The organism is Novosphingobium beihaiense, from assembly GCF_022832375.1.
Lineage (GTDB): Bacteria > Pseudomonadota > Alphaproteobacteria > Sphingomonadales > Sphingomonadaceae > Novosphingobium > Novosphingobium beihaiensis.
In genome coordinates this window covers 47,123-65,368 of sequence record NZ_JALHLG010000007.1, presented here as the reverse complement: position 1 = coordinate 65,368, position 18,246 = coordinate 47,123, and the positions used below count along the sequence as shown (strand labels likewise).

At 65.8% G+C, this 18,246-nt stretch carries 21 protein-coding genes; 12 read left to right on the top strand and 9 right to left on the bottom strand.

The window, feature by feature from the left end; all coding sequences use genetic code 11:
- Positions 1 to 10: 10 nt before the first annotated feature.
- On the bottom strand, positions 11 to 610 hold the full coding sequence (locus MTR66_RS07145) for a c-type heme family protein (protein WP_243919194.1): 600 nt from the start codon (positions 608 to 610) through the stop codon (positions 11 to 13).
- 2 nt (positions 611 to 612) lie between these two features.
- A complete protein-coding gene (gene thiC, locus MTR66_RS07140; RefSeq protein ID WP_243919192.1) occupies positions 613 to 2,475 on the bottom strand; it encodes a phosphomethylpyrimidine synthase ThiC in 1,863 nt (620 codons plus the stop codon).
- Between the two features lie 323 nt (positions 2,476 to 2,798).
- Between thiC and MTR66_RS21340 the strand changes: the two genes are divergently transcribed.
- From MTR66_RS21340 to MTR66_RS07120, 4 genes are read left to right on the top strand one after another with little or no spacing between them, the layout of a single operon-like run.
- Positions 2,799 to 3,617, top strand: coding sequence for a CPBP family intramembrane glutamic endopeptidase (locus MTR66_RS21340; RefSeq protein WP_243919184.1), 819 nt, complete (start codon positions 2,799 to 2,801; stop codon positions 3,615 to 3,617).
- A gap of 20 nt (positions 3,618 to 3,637) precedes the next feature.
- Positions 3,638 to 4,114 (top strand): hypothetical protein, encoded by a 477-nt coding sequence (locus MTR66_RS07130; protein ID WP_243919182.1) that lies wholly within the window; start codon positions 3,638 to 3,640, stop codon positions 4,112 to 4,114.
- Between the two features lie 26 nt (positions 4,115 to 4,140).
- Positions 4,141 to 4,425 (top strand): transcriptional regulator, encoded by a 285-nt coding sequence (locus MTR66_RS07125; RefSeq protein ID WP_243919180.1) that lies wholly within the window; start codon positions 4,141 to 4,143, stop codon positions 4,423 to 4,425.
- A gap of 12 nt (positions 4,426 to 4,437) precedes the next feature.
- Positions 4,438 to 5,073 carry an SOS response-associated peptidase family protein gene (locus tag MTR66_RS07120; RefSeq protein WP_243919178.1) on the top strand — a complete coding sequence of 212 codons (636 nt, stop codon included), beginning with the start codon at positions 4,438 to 4,440 and terminating at the stop codon, positions 5,071 to 5,073.
- A gap of 3 nt (positions 5,074 to 5,076) precedes the next feature.
- Here the strand turns inward: MTR66_RS07120 and MTR66_RS07115 are convergent, their stop codons facing one another.
- The gene (locus tag MTR66_RS07115) at positions 5,077 to 6,798 is read right to left on the bottom strand and encodes a methyl-accepting chemotaxis protein (protein WP_243919176.1); all 1,722 of its coding nucleotides are present in this window, start codon (positions 6,796 to 6,798) and stop codon (positions 5,077 to 5,079) included.
- A 160-nt stretch (positions 6,799 to 6,958) separates the two neighbouring features.
- Positions 6,959 to 7,357 (bottom strand): hypothetical protein, encoded by a 399-nt coding sequence (locus tag MTR66_RS07110; protein WP_243919174.1) that lies wholly within the window; start codon positions 7,355 to 7,357, stop codon positions 6,959 to 6,961.
- A gap of 134 nt (positions 7,358 to 7,491) precedes the next feature.
- Between MTR66_RS07110 and MTR66_RS07105 the strand changes: the two genes are divergently transcribed.
- Positions 7,492 to 8,076, top strand: coding sequence for a uracil-DNA glycosylase family protein (locus MTR66_RS07105; protein WP_243919167.1), 585 nt, complete (start codon positions 7,492 to 7,494; stop codon positions 8,074 to 8,076).
- Positions 8,077 to 8,095: 19 nt separating this feature from the next.
- On the opposite strand, the gene MTR66_RS07100 is transcribed toward MTR66_RS07105, so the two are convergent.
- Both MTR66_RS07100 and MTR66_RS07095 read right to left on the bottom strand, forming a co-directional pair.
- Positions 8,096 to 8,965 carry a MipA/OmpV family protein gene (locus tag MTR66_RS07100; protein ID WP_243919165.1) on the bottom strand — a complete coding sequence of 290 codons (870 nt, stop codon included), beginning with the start codon at positions 8,963 to 8,965 and terminating at the stop codon, positions 8,096 to 8,098.
- A gap of 71 nt (positions 8,966 to 9,036) precedes the next feature.
- A complete protein-coding gene (locus MTR66_RS07095) occupies positions 9,037 to 9,597 on the bottom strand; it encodes a GNAT family N-acetyltransferase (protein WP_243919163.1) in 561 nt (186 codons plus the stop codon).
- Between the two features lie 74 nt (positions 9,598 to 9,671).
- On the opposite strand from MTR66_RS07095, the gene crtY reads away from it, so the two are divergent.
- Genes crtY through MTR66_RS07065 form a run of 6 tightly spaced genes read left to right on the top strand, consistent with a single transcriptional unit; the run spans position 9,672 to position 14,545 of the window.
- Positions 9,672 to 10,862 (top strand): lycopene beta-cyclase CrtY, encoded by a 1,191-nt coding sequence (gene crtY, locus MTR66_RS07090; protein WP_243919162.1) that lies wholly within the window; start codon positions 9,672 to 9,674, stop codon positions 10,860 to 10,862.
- Entirely contained in the window at positions 10,859 to 12,337 is a 1,479-nt protein-coding gene (locus tag MTR66_RS07085) for a phytoene desaturase (protein ID WP_243919160.1), read from the top strand. Before crtY ends, MTR66_RS07085 begins: the two co-directional genes overlap by 4 nt.
- On the top strand, positions 12,334 to 12,771 hold the full coding sequence (locus MTR66_RS07080; RefSeq protein ID WP_243919159.1) for a hypothetical protein: 438 nt from the start codon (positions 12,334 to 12,336) through the stop codon (positions 12,769 to 12,771). Before MTR66_RS07085 ends, MTR66_RS07080 begins: the two co-directional genes overlap by 4 nt.
- A gap of 1 nt (position 12,772) precedes the next feature.
- Entirely contained in the window at positions 12,773 to 13,351 is a 579-nt protein-coding gene (locus tag MTR66_RS07075; protein ID WP_243919158.1) for an LOG family protein, read from the top strand.
- A 24-nt stretch (positions 13,352 to 13,375) separates the two neighbouring features.
- Entirely contained in the window at positions 13,376 to 14,338 is a 963-nt protein-coding gene (locus MTR66_RS07070; protein WP_243919157.1) for a phytoene/squalene synthase family protein, read from the top strand.
- Positions 14,339 to 14,398: 60 nt separating this feature from the next.
- Positions 14,399 to 14,545: a lmo0937 family membrane protein gene (locus MTR66_RS07065; protein WP_243919156.1), complete on the top strand. Its 147-nt coding sequence runs from the start codon at positions 14,399 to 14,401 to the stop codon at positions 14,543 to 14,545.
- Between the two features lie 76 nt (positions 14,546 to 14,621).
- Here the strand turns inward: MTR66_RS07065 and MTR66_RS07060 are convergent, their stop codons facing one another.
- Positions 14,622 to 15,902 (bottom strand): multidrug effflux MFS transporter, encoded by a 1,281-nt coding sequence (locus MTR66_RS07060; RefSeq protein ID WP_243919155.1) that lies wholly within the window; start codon positions 15,900 to 15,902, stop codon positions 14,622 to 14,624.
- Between the two features lie 109 nt (positions 15,903 to 16,011).
- Between MTR66_RS07060 and dinB the strand changes: the two genes are divergently transcribed.
- The gene (gene dinB / locus MTR66_RS07055) at positions 16,012 to 17,133 is read left to right on the top strand and encodes a DNA polymerase IV (RefSeq protein WP_243919153.1); all 1,122 of its coding nucleotides are present in this window, start codon (positions 16,012 to 16,014) and stop codon (positions 17,131 to 17,133) included.
- On the opposite strand, the gene MTR66_RS07050 is transcribed toward dinB, so the two are convergent.
- Together MTR66_RS07050 and MTR66_RS07045 are read right to left on the bottom strand one after the other, a co-directional pair.
- The gene (locus MTR66_RS07050; protein ID WP_243919149.1) at positions 17,119 to 17,619 is read right to left on the bottom strand and encodes an NUDIX domain-containing protein; all 501 of its coding nucleotides are present in this window, start codon (positions 17,617 to 17,619) and stop codon (positions 17,119 to 17,121) included. The two genes, dinB and MTR66_RS07050, sit on opposite strands and share 15 nt — an antisense overlap.
- On the bottom strand, positions 17,607 to 18,224 hold the full coding sequence (locus tag MTR66_RS07045; protein WP_243919148.1) for a 6-phosphogluconolactonase: 618 nt from the start codon (positions 18,222 to 18,224) through the stop codon (positions 17,607 to 17,609). The genes MTR66_RS07050 and MTR66_RS07045 overlap by 13 nt, the downstream gene beginning before the upstream one ends.
- Positions 18,225 to 18,246: the final 22 nt, after the last annotated feature.

The following is an 18,246-nucleotide window of genomic DNA, read 5'->3' as shown; positions in this document are numbered from 1 at the left end:
GCAACAATACCTACTCCGCAAACGCCGCAGCAGGCCAGCGGATCAGCATAGCCCCGCGCATGTCGCCCGGTTTGAAGCCGGTGGCCTTGTCGTTCGGGTAGAGTTCCCGGATGCGTGCAGCCAGATCGGATGCGACATTCGTGCCGTGGCATACGGTGCAGGGCTTTTCCCGCATAGGGATCGCGCGCAGCACGTTGATGATCGCGCCGTCTCCCATGCCGCTGCGCCAGATGCGGCTGGCGGGTTTGCCGTTCACGAGCGGGGCGCTGGCGAGCCCAGTGTAGTGGGCGCGCACTTCGTCGGTCAGCCTTCCGGCGGGGCTGCGGTTGCGCTCCGCCACGCGGCTGACCTCAGCGCCGCTGCGTTCTAATTCCTGCGCCGCGATCAGTGGCGCGGCATCGTGGCAAACAGTGACGGCCAGCATCGGCCCGCCTGCCGCAAGCGCGGTCTTGAGTTGTCCTTGCAGCGCGCTCTGGAAGTGTCCGGCCACTGCATCGGAGCGGGCGAGAACCGCCGCCTCATCGAGCGGCGGTTCTTCCTGCGCACAGGCGGCGCACAGCGCGGCGAGCGCCGCTGCCGCCAGCCACGCCCTGCCCGCGCCGCGGCGCATTGTCAGTCCTCTGCCGGCAGGTAGAGTTCGTTGCCCTTGTCCTTATAGACCTTGGACATCTCCTCCATGCCCTTCTCCGCCTCCTCAGCGGCGATGAAGGCGTCGCTCGGCTGGTTCTGCTTGGCCGCGAAATCCCGCACTTCCTGGCTGATCTTCATCGAGCAGAACTTGGGACCGCACATCGAGCAGAAGTGCGCGGTCTTGGCGCCTTCGGCCGGGAGCGTCTGGTCGTGGTATTGCTCGGCCGTATCGGGATCGAGCGACAGGTTGAACTGGTCGCGCCAGCGGAATTCGAAGCGGGCCTTGGAAAGGGCATCGTCGCGCACTTGCGCGGCGGGGTGGCCCTTGGCGAGGTCGGCCGCGTGGGCGGCGAGCTTGTACGTCACCACGCCCACTTTCACGTCGTCGCGGTCGGGCAGGCCCAGGTGTTCCTTGGGCGTGACGTAGCAGAGCATCGCCGTGCCGTACCAGCCGATCTGGGCGGCGCCGATGCCGCTGGTGATGTGGTCGTATCCCGGCGCGATGTCGGTGGTGAGCGGCCCGAGCGTGTAGAACGGAGCCTCGCCGCAGCTTTCCAGCTGCTTTTCCATGTTCTCCTTGATCTTGTGCATCGGCACGTGGCCGGGGCCCTCGATCATCACCTGCACGTCCTGCGCCCAGGCCTTCTTGGTCAATTCGCCCAGGGTGTAGAGTTCGGCGAACTGCGCCTCGTCATTGGCGTCGTAGATCGAGCCGGGGCGCAGGCCGTCGCCCAGCGAGTAGGCGACGTCGTAGGCCTTCATGATCTCGGTGATCTCGTCGAAGCGTTCGTAGAGAAACGATTCCTTGTGGTGGGCAAGGCACCACTTGGCCATGATCGAGCCGCCGCGGCTGACGATGCCGGTCATGCGCTTGGCCGCCAGCGGGATGTAGGGCAGGCGCACGCCCGCGTGGATGGTGAAGTAGTCCACGCCCTGTTCGGCCTGCTCGATCAGGGTGTCGCGGAAGATCTCCCACGTCAGGTCCTCGGCGATGCCGCCGACTTTTTCCAGCGCCTGATAGATCGGCACGGTGCCGATCGGCACGGGGCTGTTGCGCAGGATCCATTCGCGGGTGTCGTGGATGTTGCGGCCGGTGGACAGGTCCATCACCGTGTCCGCGCCCCAGCGGATCGACCAGACCATCTTGTCGACTTCGGCGGCCACGTCAGAGGCGACGGCCGAATTGCCTATATTGGCATTGATCTTGACCAGGAAGTTGCGGCCGATCGCCATCGGCTCAGATTCCGGGTGGTTGACGTTGCTGGGAATGATCGCGCGGCCCCGGGCGACTTCCTCGCGCACGAATTCGGGCGTGACGTAATCGGGGATCGCGGCGCCGAAGCTTTCGCCCTGGCGGACATATTCGGCAAGGCGCGCGCGGCCCAGATTCTCACGCTCGGCGACGTATTCCATCTCCGGGGTAATGATGCCCTGCTTCGCGTAGTGCATCTGCGAGATGTTCGCGCCCGGCTTCGCGCGCAGGGGTTTGCGCAGAGCCGTGGGGAACGGGGGGACGCCGCCGGAGCGGTCCGGCCCGAGCTGGCCGTTGTCTTCCGGCTTCACTTCGCGCGGTTCGTATTCCTCCACATCGCCGCGCGACAGCTGCCATTCGCGGCGCAGCGCGGGCAGGCCGGCGGCAATGTCGATCACGGCTTCGGGATCGGTGTAGGGGCCGGACGTATCATAGACGCGCACCGGCGGTTCGCCGCTGGTGGGCTCCAGATGGATCTCGCGCATGGCGACCTTGATCGACGGGTTCGACTGGGCCGGAACGTAGATCTTCTTCGATCCGCGAATGGGGCCGGTGGTGACGCCGATTTCCAGCTTGCTGTTGATGTCAGCCATATGCGCTTCTCTCCATGGGCGAATGGAAAGCGGATGCACCGGTGACGGCAGTCCACTCCCTCCGCCCGTGCTAACGGGTTCAGGTTCGACGGGTCTTGTGGAGCATACCCACAACTCTCAGGCTTTTTCCCGCATCCGATAGATCGATGCGGGGTGCTGCCTCCCCGGGGTTGGCGTGAATGATAGACATCCTTGCGGCACAGGTCCAGCGCAGCCCATCACTTTCCAATATGGAAAGATTTAACTTTCCGAATTGGAAAGTAACGTCTAGGAACTTTCCAAATTGGAAAGTCATTCCACTTCGATAGAGGAAGGATCGCATCGTGACCTTATCCCTGCCCTACATGGCGCTGCTCGTCATTCTGCTGGCCGCGCTGGCCTACCGTACATACGCAAACCAGGGCGCCATGGCGCGGTTCCGCCTGCTGACCGGCAGTGCGGAACGGCAGCGCTGCTACTTGCGCATGACACTGCGCTCCTTCGTCCAGTTCGGACTTATCGGCATGGCGATCCTGGCGATCGTGGGCAAGGCGGGAGCAGTGCGGGCCTTTCCTCACGAATTCGAACCGCTGCGCCTCCTGCTGGGGCAGTCTTCCGGCGCGGACGGATCAGACACCGGCTCCATTGCCTACTACGGCGGCATGATCGGGGGCGTGGCTTGTGGCGGAAGCGTGTCCTACGTGATCTGGCGCTTCCTGCTGCGCCGCAAGACCCAGCCCGTGATCGGCGATGTCGAAGCCTTGTTCCCCCGCAATCGCGCCGAAGTGCTGGCAACGCTGCCCCTCGCGATCAATGCCGGGCTGAGCGAGGAAGTGTTCTTCCGCCTGGCCTTGCCGATGGTTGCCACGCTGGCGACCGGTTCGGCCATGGCAGGCTTCATCATCGCCGGACTGAGCTTTGGCCTGGCCCACTGGTATCAAGGATGGAAAAGCGTGCTTCTGATTACCGGGATCAGCGGTTTCTTTAGCTACGTTTACCTCTCGACCGGATCGCTGATGACATCGATCGTTCTCCACGCGGCGGTTGACGTCATCGCACTGACAGTGCGCCCGGCAATCAGCCTCTGGCTTGACGGAAGAGCCGCCCGGCGCGCGGCGCCACAGGCCGGGCATAACCTCGACAGTGCCGTATCCAAGGCATAGACCGGCAGGATAACGCGGGAATGATGATGGCTCAGGAACAAGAAACGCAGCACGAGGAGGCAAAGCAGGCCCTTGCCACGATCAGCGGCACCAAGGCGGCACTCGCGGATGACATCGCGAATTGCCCCCCATGGCGCCACGCGGCCTTTGGCGGCATGTTCGCGCTGCTGATCGGGGCCATCAGCATATCTTCGGCGGTTCAATTCGCCACGATTCCGGTGATCATTATGTTGATCATACTGATCAAACGATCCGATGAACGCAGGAACGGAGTGTTCGTCCACGGCTACCGCCGAGGCAAGACGCTCGCCGTCACCCTGGCATATCTAGTCGTCCTCGTTCCGTTCATTCTTCTCGCTCTGCATTTGCGGCTTGGCGGTTTCGGTTTGCCGGCAAAGGCCGGCCTCACCGCCTTGGCCTTTGCCATCGCTGTGGGGCTCAGCCTGTGGTGGCATCGGGTGTTCAAGCGCGAACTTCTGGAAGACCCCGCGGCGTGAAACCGTTACCGCCCCTGGACCCCGCCTTGCATCAACCGGCCCGGCTGCAAATCGCAGCAGTGCTCTCCAACGTGAGCAGCGCCGAATTCGCCAAGTTGCGCGAGATCGCCGACGTGAGCGATTCGGTGCTTTCGAAACACCTTTCGGCCATGGCCGAGGCCGGTTACGTCACGCTCAAGAAAGCCGCCATGGACGGGCGCCAGCGAACCTGGATCTCATTCACCCGCAAGGGACGCAAGGCCTTCAAAGCGCACATGGCTGCGTTACAGGCACTGGTCGCAAGCGCCGAACAAGCCGCTACGGCCGAATAGACACACCAAACCATGCCCATGCTCTATCGCCTCGACGCCCCCGCGCTTGCGGTGGGGCGCGCGTTCAACGCCCGGGTGGGGGACGATCCCTGGGCGGGCGGGCATGTCGCGCCCGGGCAGTTCGCGCCTGTCATCACGGCGGGGCGCGAATTCATCGCCGGGCCGCGTCCGGCCGGGCGGGTGCTGGAAACACGGATGATCCCGCGCCTGTGGGGCGTGCCGCCGCCGCCCTCGGTGCCCGACGGGCGGCCAGTGCTGACCGTGCGCAATCTGGAAAGTCCGTTCTGGATCGGCAACTTGCGCAACAGCGAGTTCCGCTGCCTGATCCCCGCCACGGCCTTAATGGAATGGGGCAAGCCCTCCCCGGCGGACGGCAAACGGCGCCAGTGCTGGTTTTCCTGCGCCGACCAGCCGCTCTTTGCCATGGCGGCGGTGTGGAAGGACAGCGAGATCCCGGGCTTCGCGCTGCTCGCCTGCCCGGCCAATGCCGCGCTCAGGGCCGAGGGGCGCGAGACGATGCCGGTGATCCTGCCGCCCGATGCTGCCGCTCGCGACTTGTGGCTGCACGGCGGCTGGGACCGGGCGCAGGCGCTGGTCCAGCCTTATTCCAGTTCGCTGATGGACCTGCGCCGGGCGCCCGAAGACTGAGGATCAGGCCGCGCGCCGGATCGCGGCGCCCGGACGGCCAGTGCCACTGCCCGCCGTCTTGAAGCGCGAGATTTCCTCCACCAGTTCGCGGGCACTGTCGGTCAGGCTGGCAACGGCGGCGGTCGCTTCCTCCACCATCGCCGCGTTCTGCTGGGTGACCAGATCCATCTCGCTGATCGCGCTGTTGACCTTGGCCACGCCGCCCGATTGCGCTTGCGCGCCCTGCGCGATCTCGCGGATCAGCTTGCCGATGTCGCCGATGCGGTTGACCGCCTGCGACAGGGTTTCGCTGGTGCGGTTCACCACTTCCACGCCCCGGCCGATCTGCGTGGAGCTCTTGGCGATCCGTTCCTTGATCTCGCTGGCTGCATCGGCCGACCGCTGGGCCAGCGAGCGCACTTCCGCAGCGACCACGGCAAAGCCCTTTCCGGCCTCGCCCGCCCGCGCCGCCTCGACCCCGGCGTTGAGCGCCAGAAGGTTGGTCTGAAAGGCGATCCCGTCGATCAGAGTCACGATCTGGGCGATCTCGTCCGACGATTCCTCTATCGCCTGCATCGCACTGATCGCCTGCGATACGGTCTGCCCGGTTTCCTCGATCTCGCCCTGCATCGTATCCATCGATTCGCGCGCCCTGCCCGCGATTTCGGCAGACTGCTGCGCGGTGCCGGTGATATCCTGCATCGCACTCGCGGTCTGCTGCAGCCGTGCGGACTGGCGTTCTGTGCGTAGGGCCAGATCGTCTGCCGCGGAGCGGATTTCGCTCGCCGTCAGGTGGATCTTGCGGGTCGAATCGATGATCGTCTCGATCGCCGCCCCCAGCGGCGTGACCGCCGCGTTGAAATCTTCGCCAAGACGCGCGTAGGCCTGCGGGAAATCGCTGCCGATCCGCACCGTCAGGTCTCCCTTGGCCAGCGCCGCCAGTTCGCGCGCCACGCCATCCATCGCCTTGAGCTGGTCCGCATCGGCGCGTTGCCTTTCCAGCGCGGCCTGCTGGAACACCCGCAGACCATCGGCCATCGCGCCGATCTCGTCCGTGCGGCCTTCATGGCCGATGGCGACATCGTAGCGCCCCTGCGCCATCTCGCCCATGCTGTCTCGCAAGTCCTGCAGCGGCGCAAACTGCTTGCGGGAAAACCGCAAGGTAACGGCCGCCGCGATCACCGTGATGACAATGGCCGCCAGCGCCGAAAGCAGGCCGACATGGTGCACGCTGGAAAGAAAATCGGAGGTCGGAATGCCAGTGTAGAGAATGCCCGCAAGGTTCCCGTCCGCATCCATGATCGGATCGTAAGCGGTATAGTACGAGCGCCCCAGAATGGTGGCCTGGCCCCGGAACGGCTTGTGCTCACCCATCACCGTGTCCCAGACCGGCCCCTTGGCCAGCACGGTGCCAACCGCGCGCGTTCCGTCCGGCTTCTCGACATTGGTGGCGACACGCTGGTCCAGCTGGAAGATCGTGGCCGTGCCGCCGACCAGTTCCTTGATCCTGTCAACCGGCTCGTTGAAATCGTTGAGCACCTGGCTGCCCGCCATGAGCTGGCCGTTCTCGGTATGAATCGGGCCATATCCCGTCAGGACGTTCCATGCCACGCGCATGTTCACTTCCTGGCGCTCGATCGCGCTGCGTTCCGCGTTACGGAGCATCAGCCCCGTAGTGACGAGGTAGCTGGTAACCGATAGCAGCACCATGGCCACGACGAAGGCGCCGGTGATTCTGGTTGCCAAAGGAAGCCTGCTGAACCGGCTGCCTAACTCCACTGAATTGCTCCACAAATGCCGAGGGAGCCCTATCAGTGCCAGACCATGCTAAATTTTGAATGAATGCCCTTTCAGGACAGACCGAATGCCTGACAAAACCGCCAATCCGCAGCGGCAAGGTGCCGCCTCAGAAGTGCAGCAGGCTCACCCCGATCAGGATCAGGCCGATCACGATCGAACCGCAGCACCACAGCTTGGACAGCGGCCCGAAACGGCGCACCCAGAAAGCCATGTAGACATCGGAGAAGGCCAGAACCGCCAGCGCTTCGAGGCACATCAGCCCGCCGACAACGCTGAGAAAGCTCGACAGCCAGTCGGGCGAGGCCCAGGGATTGACGATATAGATTACCGCGCCCAGGAACAGCTCCAGCAAGCCGGTGGCCAGTTGCAGCGCAGGCGAGGCGACGATCTCCTCGATCAGTTTCTGCCAGTGCCCGGGCTTGCGGAATTCCCCGATTCCCGCGAACAGTGCGAAAAGCCCCAGAAACAGCGCGGTCCAGGCCGGTGCCAGCGTCAGATCAGGCATGCATCAGTCTCCATTCCCCCGTTTTTGTTGCAGGCAGGATGAACTGCACGGCGGGCTGCGTAAAGCGCCGATTTGCGCGACAGGAACGGCGGGCCTTGCTTGCATCGGGCGGCGCCCGGCGCCATCTGGCCATCATGGCCGCGGACCTTGAAACCCTGCTGGACGCGATCCGCTCCTGCCGCCTGTGCGAAGCCGCCCTGCCGCACGATCCGCGCCCGGTCGTGCAGGCGGGCCGGAGCGCGCGCATCCTTGTGATCGGGCAGGCGCCGGGCAGCAAGGTCCACGCCAGCGGGCGGGCCTGGGACGACGACAGCGGAGACCGCCTGCGCGCATGGACCGGCCTTTCGCCGGAAGAATTCTACGATCCCGATCGCGTGGCGCACATGCCCAGCGGGTTCTGCTATCCGGGCAAGGGCAGTGGCGGCGACCTGCCGCCGCGCCCCGAATGCGCCCCGCGCTGGCACGCCCCCTTGCGCGAGGCTCTGCCGGAGGTGCAGCTGACGCTGGTCATCGGGCAATACGCGCACAAGCGCTACCTTCCGCGCGGCTTCGCGCCGAACCTCACCGAAGCGGTGCGCCGCTGGCGCGCGGCGCCGGAAGGGCTGCTTCCCCTGCCCCATCCTGCCTGGCGCAGCCGGCTATGGATGGCGAAGAATCCCTGGTTCGAAAACGAGGTTCTGCCGGATCTGCAAGCCCGCGTGCGCGCCGCGCTGCAATAACCGTTTCAGGCGCAGGCTCTCAGAACGTGTAGGCCACGCCCGCGCCCAGCGTCCACTGGCCCGCTTCGCCCCGGATAGAGGTATAGGGCGTGCGTTTGCCAGCGTTGAGCATGTGCGAATAATTGGCCAGGCCGAAAAGCGCCCAGCCGCCATCGCGCAAATCACCCGACAAGTCCCAGCCCGCCAGCATACCGACGCTGGCACTGTCCCAGCCGCTCTTGGCGGTATATTCGGGCAAACCGCTGGCCGCGCTCTGCTCCGGCGTCACCGAATAGTAGTACCGCGCATATTTGCCGTCGGCATGGTGCGCACTGGCCGAGAGCACCACGAGAACCGCCTTGCTGAGCGGGGTCGCGTAGCTGACCGAGGGAGACCAGGTCATGCCCTTGTAGGCGCCGCCGACGTCCCATTTCACATCCGCCGAAACCGTCAGCGAATCGTAGTCGTTGAGCAGCTTGTAGGCGGTGACGCCGCCGTTGACGCCGAGCTCGACCGCGGTATCGAGCTTGCCCGCCGCCTTGACCACCCGGTCCTTGATCTGCCGGTTGCGGTTGAACGAAAGGCTGGCCACCGGGCCCAGCGAAAAGCCGATCCGTGCATCCTTGCCGTCGGGGATCACGTCAAGCGCGATGCCGCCCGCGCGCGGTGTGATCTCTATGCCGTGGACCCGCCCCTGAATGATCGGAAACGGGGAGAGGACATAGTCGTCCGAACCATCGTAGCTGGGGCCGTAGACGCCGCCCGCGCCGACCGTCAGATGGTCGCCTTCGAGCACGTTTCCGTCAGGCGCATCCTGGGCCCCATCTTGCGCCATCGCGGCGGCGGGCAGCACGAGGGGCGCCACGAGGGCCACCGCAAGCGCGGAGAATAAAAACGGGCGTGCAATCATGCGGATATCCTTCCCTGTCTGCCCATATCCCAACGCCGGAAACCGGTGCGGGTTGCGCAACAGGCCGAAACTTATTGATCCTGAGCCAGACTTTCACCGGCATCTTCCGGTAAAGTCTCATTACCCTGTCCAAGCTGGCGCTGCATCAGGAAAACGTCGATCCACTGGCCATGCTTCCACCCGGCCCCCGTCAGCGTGCCCACAGGGCGGTATCCGGCCCTGGCATGAAGCACCACCGATGCCGGTTCGGAAGCCGCGATCACGGCGAAGGCCTGCCGGTAGCCGCGCGCCTCGCACGCCTCCACAAGCGCCGTCAGCAAGCCGCTGCCGATGCCCCGCCCGACGCAGTCCGGCCGGACGTAGATCGTGGTTTCCACACTGTAGCGGTAGCCCACGCGCGGGCCGTAGCGGTGCGCGAAACCCGTGGCGAGCACGCGCCCGGTGCTGTCCCGCGTAACCAGGAACGGATAGCCCGCATCCACGATGTCACTGATCCGCCGCCGGATTTCCACGGCATCGGGCGGTTCGGTTTCGAATGTCGCCGTGCTCTCCAGCACGTAATGCGCGTAGATTTCCGCGATACCCGCGGAGTCTTCGAAACCAGCCTCGCAGATAGTCAGGTCTTCTGTCATCTCTGTGACAATGCCCCAACGCAACAACGATGCCAAGTTGCGGCGAACACCGCCCATCCCTAAACGAGACAGCGATGCGACCGGAAAGCTGTGATCTTGCCATCGCCGGCTGCGGGCTGGCGGGCGGCCTTGTGGCACTGGCCATGGCGCGGCTGCGCCCGGAGCTGCGCGTGATCGTGGTGGAGCGCGGCGCGGCGCTGGGCGGGCAGCACCTCTGGTCGTTCTTCGCCAGCGACCTTCCGCAAGGCGCAGAAGCGCTGGCCGACGCGCTGACAACGGCGCGCTGGGATAGTTATGAGGTCCGTTTTCCGAGCCGTTCCCGGGTTCTCGCCACGCCCTACCGCACCATGAGCAGCGGCAGACTGGACGCCGCCGTGCGCGCCGCGCTGCCCCCGGAATGTGTGATCACCGGCGTCGAAACTACCGCCGTCACCCCCACCTCGATCACCCTGGCGGACGGGCGCTCGATCGCGGCGAAAGGCGTGCTCGACGCGCGCGGCATCCCCGGCTTGCCGCACATGGCGGGCGGCTGGCAGAAATTCCTGGGACAACGCCTGCGCCTTGCCGCGCCGCACGGGCTGGCGATGCCGGTAGTGATGGACGCGCGGGTGGAGCAGACGGACGGCTACCGCTTTGTCTATTGCCTGCCGTTTTCCCCCACCGAAGTCTTCGTGGAAGACACCTACTACGCCGATGGGTCCGCGCTGGATCTGCCGCTGCTGCGCCGCCGCATCGCGGACTATGCCGCGCGGCAGGGCTGGCAAGTGGACTCTTGCGAATATGAGGAAAGCGGCGTGCTGCCGGTGATCGCAGCGGGGGATTTCAACGCGTTCTGGCGCGCGGGACAAGCCGGTGCGGCGCGGGCGGGCACGCGCGCGGCGCTGGTTCATCCGCTCACTTCGTATTCGGTTCCCGATGCTGTAAGATTCGCGCTGCATCTTACCACTCTCGACAACCTCTCCGGCACGCGCCTAGAAAGGGCCAGTCATGCATGGGCCGCACAGCACTGGCGCAAGGGGCGCTTCTACCGGATGTTGACCCGAATGCTTTTCGGCGCGGCGCGCCCGGAGGCGCGCTGGCGCGTGCTCGAACGGTTCTACGGCCTGCCTAAACCGCTGATCGAGCGTTTCTATGCCGGCCGCTCCACCATGGCGGACAAGGCGCGCATCCTCGCGGGCAAGCCGCCCGTCCCGGTGGGGGCTGCCCTTGCCAGCCTGACGGGACGCGGGCGCCCTTTAGCCTCGCTTGATGGGAGCGCCGCATGAAGAAAGCCTGCATCATCGGCGCGGGCTTCGGCGGGCTCGCGCTTGCCATCCGCCTGCAAAGCGCCGGAATCGCCACCACCCTGGTGGAAGCGCGCGACAAGGTGGGCGGGCGCGCCTACGTCTGGGAGCGCGAGGGGTTCACGTTCGATGCGGGCCCTACCGTCATCACCGATCCCGATTGCCTGCGCGAGCTGTGGTCGCTTTCCGGGCATGACATGGCCGGCGATGTCGAGCTGATGCCGGTATCGCCGTTCTACCGGCTCAACTGGACCGACGGCACCGTGTTCGACTATTCGAACGACGAACCCGCACTCCACCGCGAAATCGCCCGCCTCGCCCCGCAGGATCTGGCCGGATACGACGAGTTCCAGCGCTATGCCGCCGGGGTCTGGCAGGAAGGCTACGTCAAGCTGGGGCACGAGGCGTTCCTCGATTTTACCAGCATGGTGAAAGCCGCGCCCTCGCTGCTGCGCTATCAGGCCTGGCGTTCGGTCTATGCCATGGTCTCCAGCTTCGTGAAGGACGAACACCTGCGCGAGGCGCTCTCGTTCCACACGCTGCTGGTGGGCGGCAATCCGATGACCACCAGCGCGATCTACGCCCTGATCCACAAGCTGGAAAAGGACGGCGGCGTGTGGTGGGCCAGGGGCGGCACCAACAAGCTGGCGCACGGCATGGCCAGCCTGTTCGAGCGGCTGGGCGGCGAGATCAAGCTGGGCGAGAAAGTCACCCGCATCCACACACTGGGCGATCACGTCACCGAAGTGGAAACCGCCAGCGGCTGGAAACAGCGCTTCGATGCCATCGCCAGCAATGGCGACATCATGCACACGTACGGCGATCTGCTGGGGGAAAACCGGCGCGGGCAGGAAATGGCGCACAAACTGGCGAACAAGCGCTTTTCGCCCAGCCTGTTCATCGTCCATTTCGGGCTGGAAGGCACCTGGCCGGGCATTCCGCACCACTCCATCCTGTTCGGCCCGCGTTACAAGGGCCTGCTGGACGACATTTTCGAGCACGGGGTGCTGCCCCGCGATTTCTCGATCTACCTGCACCACCCCACCGTCACCGATCCCTCGATGGCGCCGCAGGGCAAGAGCACGTTCTATGCCCTCGTGCCCGTGGCCAACATGGGCAAGCTGCCGATCGACTGGGCGGACGTGGGCCCCGAGCTGGAACAGCGCGTGCTGGCCGAAGTGGGGCGGCGGCTGATCCCCGATATCGACGACCGGATCGTCACGAAGTTCCACTACGCCCCGCCCGATTTCGAAGCGGACCTCGGCGCGTGGAAAGGCAATGCCTTCAGCCTGGAGCCGCGGCTGACGCAAAGCGCGTGGTTCCGCGGGCACAACCGCGACGACAAGCTGAAAAACCTGTACCTCGTCGGCGCGGGCACGCATCCCGGCGCGGGGATTCCCGGCGTCGTCGGCAGCGCCAAGGCCACGGCCAAGCTGATGCAGGAAGACCTGCGATGAAGCGCGCGATGCGGGCCCTGCACCGCGACTGGAGCTGGACCGGCGTAGCCTTCGAAGAGATCATCGCCGTCAGCCCGATGGGCCATGTGCTGCTGGCCGATACGGAAGGCACCATCCACTATCTCGATCCCGACACTCGCGAGCTGATCCGCCTGGGCGGGGAGGATCAGGCCGCGCAGTACATGGGCGATCCCGAAGTGGCGCTTGTCTGGCGCGCCGAAGCGCTGGCGCAAGCCGCGCGCCAACGGCTCGGCCCGCCACAGGACGGCGAAGTCTATTCGCGCACGCCCGAGGCGCTGCTGGCCGGTGACTATGCTCCCGAAACCCTGATCCGCCTGCCGCTGGCGGAGCTTCTCTCCTTTACCGGGCAAGTCGCCTGCCAGACGCAGGACCTGCCCGAAGGCACTCCCATCCAACTGAAGGCCACGAACTGATATGAAACGCCTTGCCGTCTATTGCGGCTCCGCCACCCCCGCCGATCCCCGCTACATGGACCTTGCCCGCGAGGTCGGCGCAACACTGGCCAGAAAGGGCATCGGCGTCGTTTACGGCGGCGGCAAGCTGGGCCTGATGGGCGCCATCGCCGGGTCCGCCATGCTGGCGGGCGGCGAAGTGATCGGCGTGATCCCGCAAGCGCTGGTAACGGGGGAAGTCGCCAATTACGATTGCGAACTGACCATCGTTTCCGACATGCACGAGCGCAAGGCTGCCTTCACCCGCCTGTCGGACGGGTTCCTGGTCCTGCCCGGCGGCGTGGGCACGATGGACGAATTGTGGGAAGCGGTAAGCTGGGCGCAGCTGGGCTATCACAACAAGCCGGTGGGCATCCTCAACGCATTCGGCTTCTACGACGGGCTTCTGGAATTCAACCGGCACATGGCCGAAGTGGGTTTCGTGCGCCCCGCCCACCAGGGCATCGTCATGGCCGAAAGCGAGCTGGACCTGCTGCTGCAGCGCATGCAGGCACACGAACCGGTCACGCCCATCGTGAACATGAACCCGGATACGCTGTGAGCATCCATGCGCGGGGGGACGGCCATGGCCGGATATGACCGCCCCGCGCTCGTCGCCGCAGCCCGCCGCTCGATCCGCCGGGGCTCGAAGAGCTTTGCCGCCGCCAGCCGCCTGTTCGACCGCACGACGCGCGAACGGGTCTGGCTGCTCTATGCCTGGTGCCGCGCCTGCGACGACATTGCCGACGAGCAGGAACATGGCCGCCCCGTGCTGCCCGGCCCCATCGGCACCCGGCTGGCCCCGGAAAACCGCCTCGCGACGATCCGCACGCTGACCGAACTGGCGATGGCCAGGGAAGCCACCGGCACCCCCGCGTTCGATGCCCTGGGCCTGCTCATGCAGGAAGTGCCGCTGACGCGTGCGATGGTGGAAGACGTGCTGACCGGCTTTGCCATGGACGCGGACGAATGGCGTCCGCGCAGCGAGGCCGACATGCTGCGCTACTGCTACCATGTCGCCGGAGCCGTGGGGGTGATGATGGCCGCCGTGATGGGCGTGCCCGCGGACGACCGGGACACGCTCGACCGCGCCTGCGATCTCGGCATCGCCTTCCAGCTCGGCAACATCGTGCGCGACGTGTGGGAAGACGATGCACAGGGGCGCTGCTATCTGCCGGTGGAGTGGCTGGCGGAAGCCGACATTCCGCCCGGCGAAGTCACCAAGCCGCATTATCGCCGTGCGCTGGTGCCGATGATCGCCCGCGCCTGCACGCTGGCCCGGGAATACGAGGCTTCGGCCCGCACCGGCGCGGCCCGGCTGGCCTTCCGCCAGCGCTGGGCAGTGCTGTCCGCCGCCAATATCTACGGCGCCATCGCCCGCAAAGTCGAACGGCTCGGGGAGCATGCCTGGGACCACCGCGTCTCCACAAGCCCAATGGAAAAGGCACGTTTTATTGCCGCCGCATGGGGCGAAGCGCGCCGCGATCCGCCAATCGCGCCTCACCCTGCGCTGACCCGAGGCGACTTCACCACAGCGGCCTCCCGGTAGCTGCGGGAGCATTTGAGCGCCCTGTGCGTTCCTTATGGACACGATTCGGGAGAAACGCTCATGCTGTTCACCATCGCCGCCGTCCTGCTGGCCCTCTGGCTGCTCGGCTTCATCGTATTCAAGGTATCCGGCGCGCTGATCCATCTGCTGCTGGTGATCGCCGTCATCGTTGGACTGGTTCAGCTGTTCCGTGGCCGTCGCATGTAGCGGCCCGGCCAGCATATCCGGCAAACACGGGAGATAGAACCGGCGCGCGGCAAGCTGCCGGGCCCGGCACCGGAACTCAGTGCGCGGCCGGCGGCGGGTTGTTCTTGTAGAAACCCGGCGGATTGATCCGGCGGAACAGGCGCCCACCCTCCGAATAGAGCACCAGCACCAGCGCGGTGGTCCCGCAGACAGCCATCGCGGCCATAATCGGCCGCGCCGTACCGTCATAGGCCTGCCCGATCAGCGTGCCGAGCACGGCGCCGATCACCGTGCGCAGGAACGACATCACCGAAGAGGCCGCCCCGGCAATGCGCCCGAACGGCTGCAGCGAAATCGCCTGGAAGTTCGCGCCGATGAAGCTCATCATGCACATGCTCAGTGTCATCAGCGGCACGAAGATCCACAGGTTCTCACCGTTCAACGCAACGATCAGGTGCAACGCCGCCAGCCCGATGTAGGCGATCAGCGCCGTGTGCGACACGCGCCGGGCGCCGAAATGTTCGACAATGCGGGAATTGATGAAGTTGGTGCTGGCCATCACCAGCGCCATGCCGCCGAATACGGCCGGGAACAGCATCCCTGCACCAAAATGCTCGCCCACCAGTTGCTGCGCGCTGTTGATATAGCCGAACAGTGCGCCTTGAACGAAGGCCGCGCCGAAGAAGTATCCGAACGAGGCGCGCTCGCGCAAGGCCAGCGCCATGTTTCCGGCGATCACCCGCACCTGAATCGGCTGGCGGAATTCGGGCTTCAGGGTTTCGGGCAGGCGCAACAGGATCCAGGTGAAGACCACCAGCCCCATCACCGTCATGATCCCGAAGATCCAGCGCCAGCTGGCGATGAGCAGCACCGTCTGCCCCACCATGGGCGCGATCATCGGCACCACCATGAACGTCATCGCGATCATCGACTGGGTGCGCGCCATGCGGTCCCCGTCGAACCGGTCGCGCAGGATCGCCATCGGCAGCACCAGCATGGCCGAAGTGATCGCCCCGGCCACCCCGCGCGCAATCAGCAGCAGGGTAAAACTGCCCGAGACGGCGCAGATCAGCGAGAGCAGGATATAGCCCGAAACCGCCGTCAGCAGCACCCGCCGCCGCCCAAACCGGTCCGCGATCGCGCCGGGAAACAGCGAAGCCAGCCCCGAGCAGATCAGGAACACGCCGACGATAAGCTGGCGCTCGTTCGGATCGGAAACGCCCAGATCGTTGGAAATGCGGCCAAGCGCAGGCAGCATCACGTCGATCGACAGCGCCATCAGCGCCTGGATGGACGCAAGGAGCGCGACGAATTCCACCTCTCCCATGGGGAAGCGTTCGGGTTGTTCAGAGGGGACAGGCGCATCGGGGGAATGCATAGCCGCGCCCATGCCGCAAGCGCGAAAAAGCCGCAAGTGCGAACAAGGCAACCGTCATCCGGCGCAAGAACATTTGTGAAACATCGCCAACCCGTCCTATAGAACGGGCATGCCGCCGCCCCCTGCACCGTCCGGACACGAAGAGGAAGCCGATGGGCTGCGCAAGGTGATCCATGTCGACATGGACGCCTTCTTCGCCAGCGTGGAACAGCGCGACGATCCCGCGCTGCGCGGCAAACCGGTGGCGGTGGGCGGCGCGGCCGGGCGCGGCGTGGTGGCGGCAGCGAGCTACGAGGCGCGCACCTTTGGCGTGCGTTCGGCGATGCCTTCGAAACGGGCGCTGCGGCTCTGCCCGGACCTGATCTTCCGCAAGGCGCGCTTCGATGTCTACACCGCCGTCAGCCGCCAGATCCGCGCGATCTTCCTCGAATATACGCCGCATGTGGAGCCGCTCTCGCTCGACGAGGCCTATCTGGACGTGACCGCCGACCTCCAGGGGATCGGCTCGGCCACCCGCATTGCCGAGGAAATCCGGCGCCGCATCAAGGCGGAAACGGGCCTCACCGCCAGCGCCGGGGTCTCCTACAACAAGTTCCTCGCCAAGCTGGCCAGCGATCAGAACAAACCCGATGGCCTCTGCGTAATCCGGCCCGGGCAAGGCGCCGCTTTCGTGGCCGGTCTGCCGGTGCGCCGGTTCCACGGCGTCGGCCCGCGCGGGGCGGAAAAGATGGCAAAGCTGGGCATCGAGACCGGGGCGGACCTTGCGACGAAAGACCTCGCCTTCCTGCGCGCCCATTTCGGCAGCTTCGCCGAATACCTGTTTCGCGCCGCGCGCGGGGTGGACTTGCGGCAGGTGCGCGCCAATCGCCCGCGCAAATCGGTGGGCGGCGAGCGCACCTTTTCCGAGGATATCAAGGAGAGCGAAGCGCTGCGCGAGACCATGGACCACATCGTCGATACCGTCTGGGAACGGATCGAACGCGCCTCGGCCCGCGGACGCACCGTAACCCTGAAACTGCGCTATGCCGATTTCAAGACGCTCACCCGCGCCCGCTCGCTAACGCATTATGTGGCGGACAAGGCGGAATTCGGCGCGATCGGCCATGCCCTGCTCGACGAATTGATGCCCCTGCCCCAGCCGATCCGGCTGATGGGCCTCACCCTGTCCGCATTGGAACGCACAGAGGAGGAAGCCCGCCCGGCGAAGGATGGCCAGTTATCTCTGCTGTGACGGCCCCTGCGCGCGGTAGGTTTCCACCCAGCCGCAGATGCTGTCCGCCAGCCCCTTGCCCATGGCGCCCGGCAGCGCATCCAGCGGGAAAAAGCGTGCTGCCACGATCTCGCGCCTGTCCGGCATGGCCTGCCCCTCCGCGCGCCCGGCGACGATGTGAACGCGGTTCGTGGCGCCGTGCAGATCCTCGTCGACAACCGCCACCAGCCGCGCCGCGTGCAGCCCGCAGCCGGTCTCCTCGGCCAGTTCGCGCCGACCTGCCGCGACCGGGTCTTCCTCCCCACCGAAGCCGCCACCCGGCGGCATCCAGCTGCGCGTGCCATAGGAATGGCGAACCAGCAGCACGCGGCCTGCCTCGTCAAGCGCCAGCACGCGCACGCCGGATACGTTCGAACGCCGGACCTTCCACACCTGCTTTCGCGCCCAGTGCGCCAGACGGTAAAGCGCCCGGTGCAGTGGGGCCGGCAGGATTTTCAGCAGAAACACGTCACTTTATGCCGCGCCGCCTTGAGCAGACGGGAAACCGGCAGATCATGTTTGCCCTTCACCGCCGCATCGAACACGGCGCGTTTATCCGCCCCCCGGATCACGAACATGATCTCGTCGCTGTCCGTCAGCGCGGGGATCGTCAGGCTCAGACGGTCGAACGGGGCTTCGGGCGGCAGGGGATCGGGCGTCAGGCGGCGCACCGGATGCGGATCGTCCGCCTGCGGATCGGTGTTGGGAAACAGCGAGGCCACATGCCCGTCACCGCCCATGCCCAGCCAGGCGATGGCGAAATGCGGCGGCTGCGCATCCTCTGCCAGCGGCACGATCTTCGCCCCGGCAGGCTCCAGCCGCGCGCGGATCTTGCCCACATTGCTGGCCGGATGATCCTCATCGACGATGCGATCGTCCCCGGGCCAGACCGCGATGCGTTCCCACGGCAGATCCTCTTTCGCCAGCAGGTCGAAGATCGGAAACGGGGTGGAGCCGCCCGGCACTGTCACCGCGATTTCCGGGTTCAGGGCCAGCGCGGCGCGCAGGCGCTGCGCGAACCATGCGGCAATGGCGCCGTTATCGGCGTTTTTAAGGATTTCGAGCTTGGACATCGGGGAGAGGTCTAGCACTCTC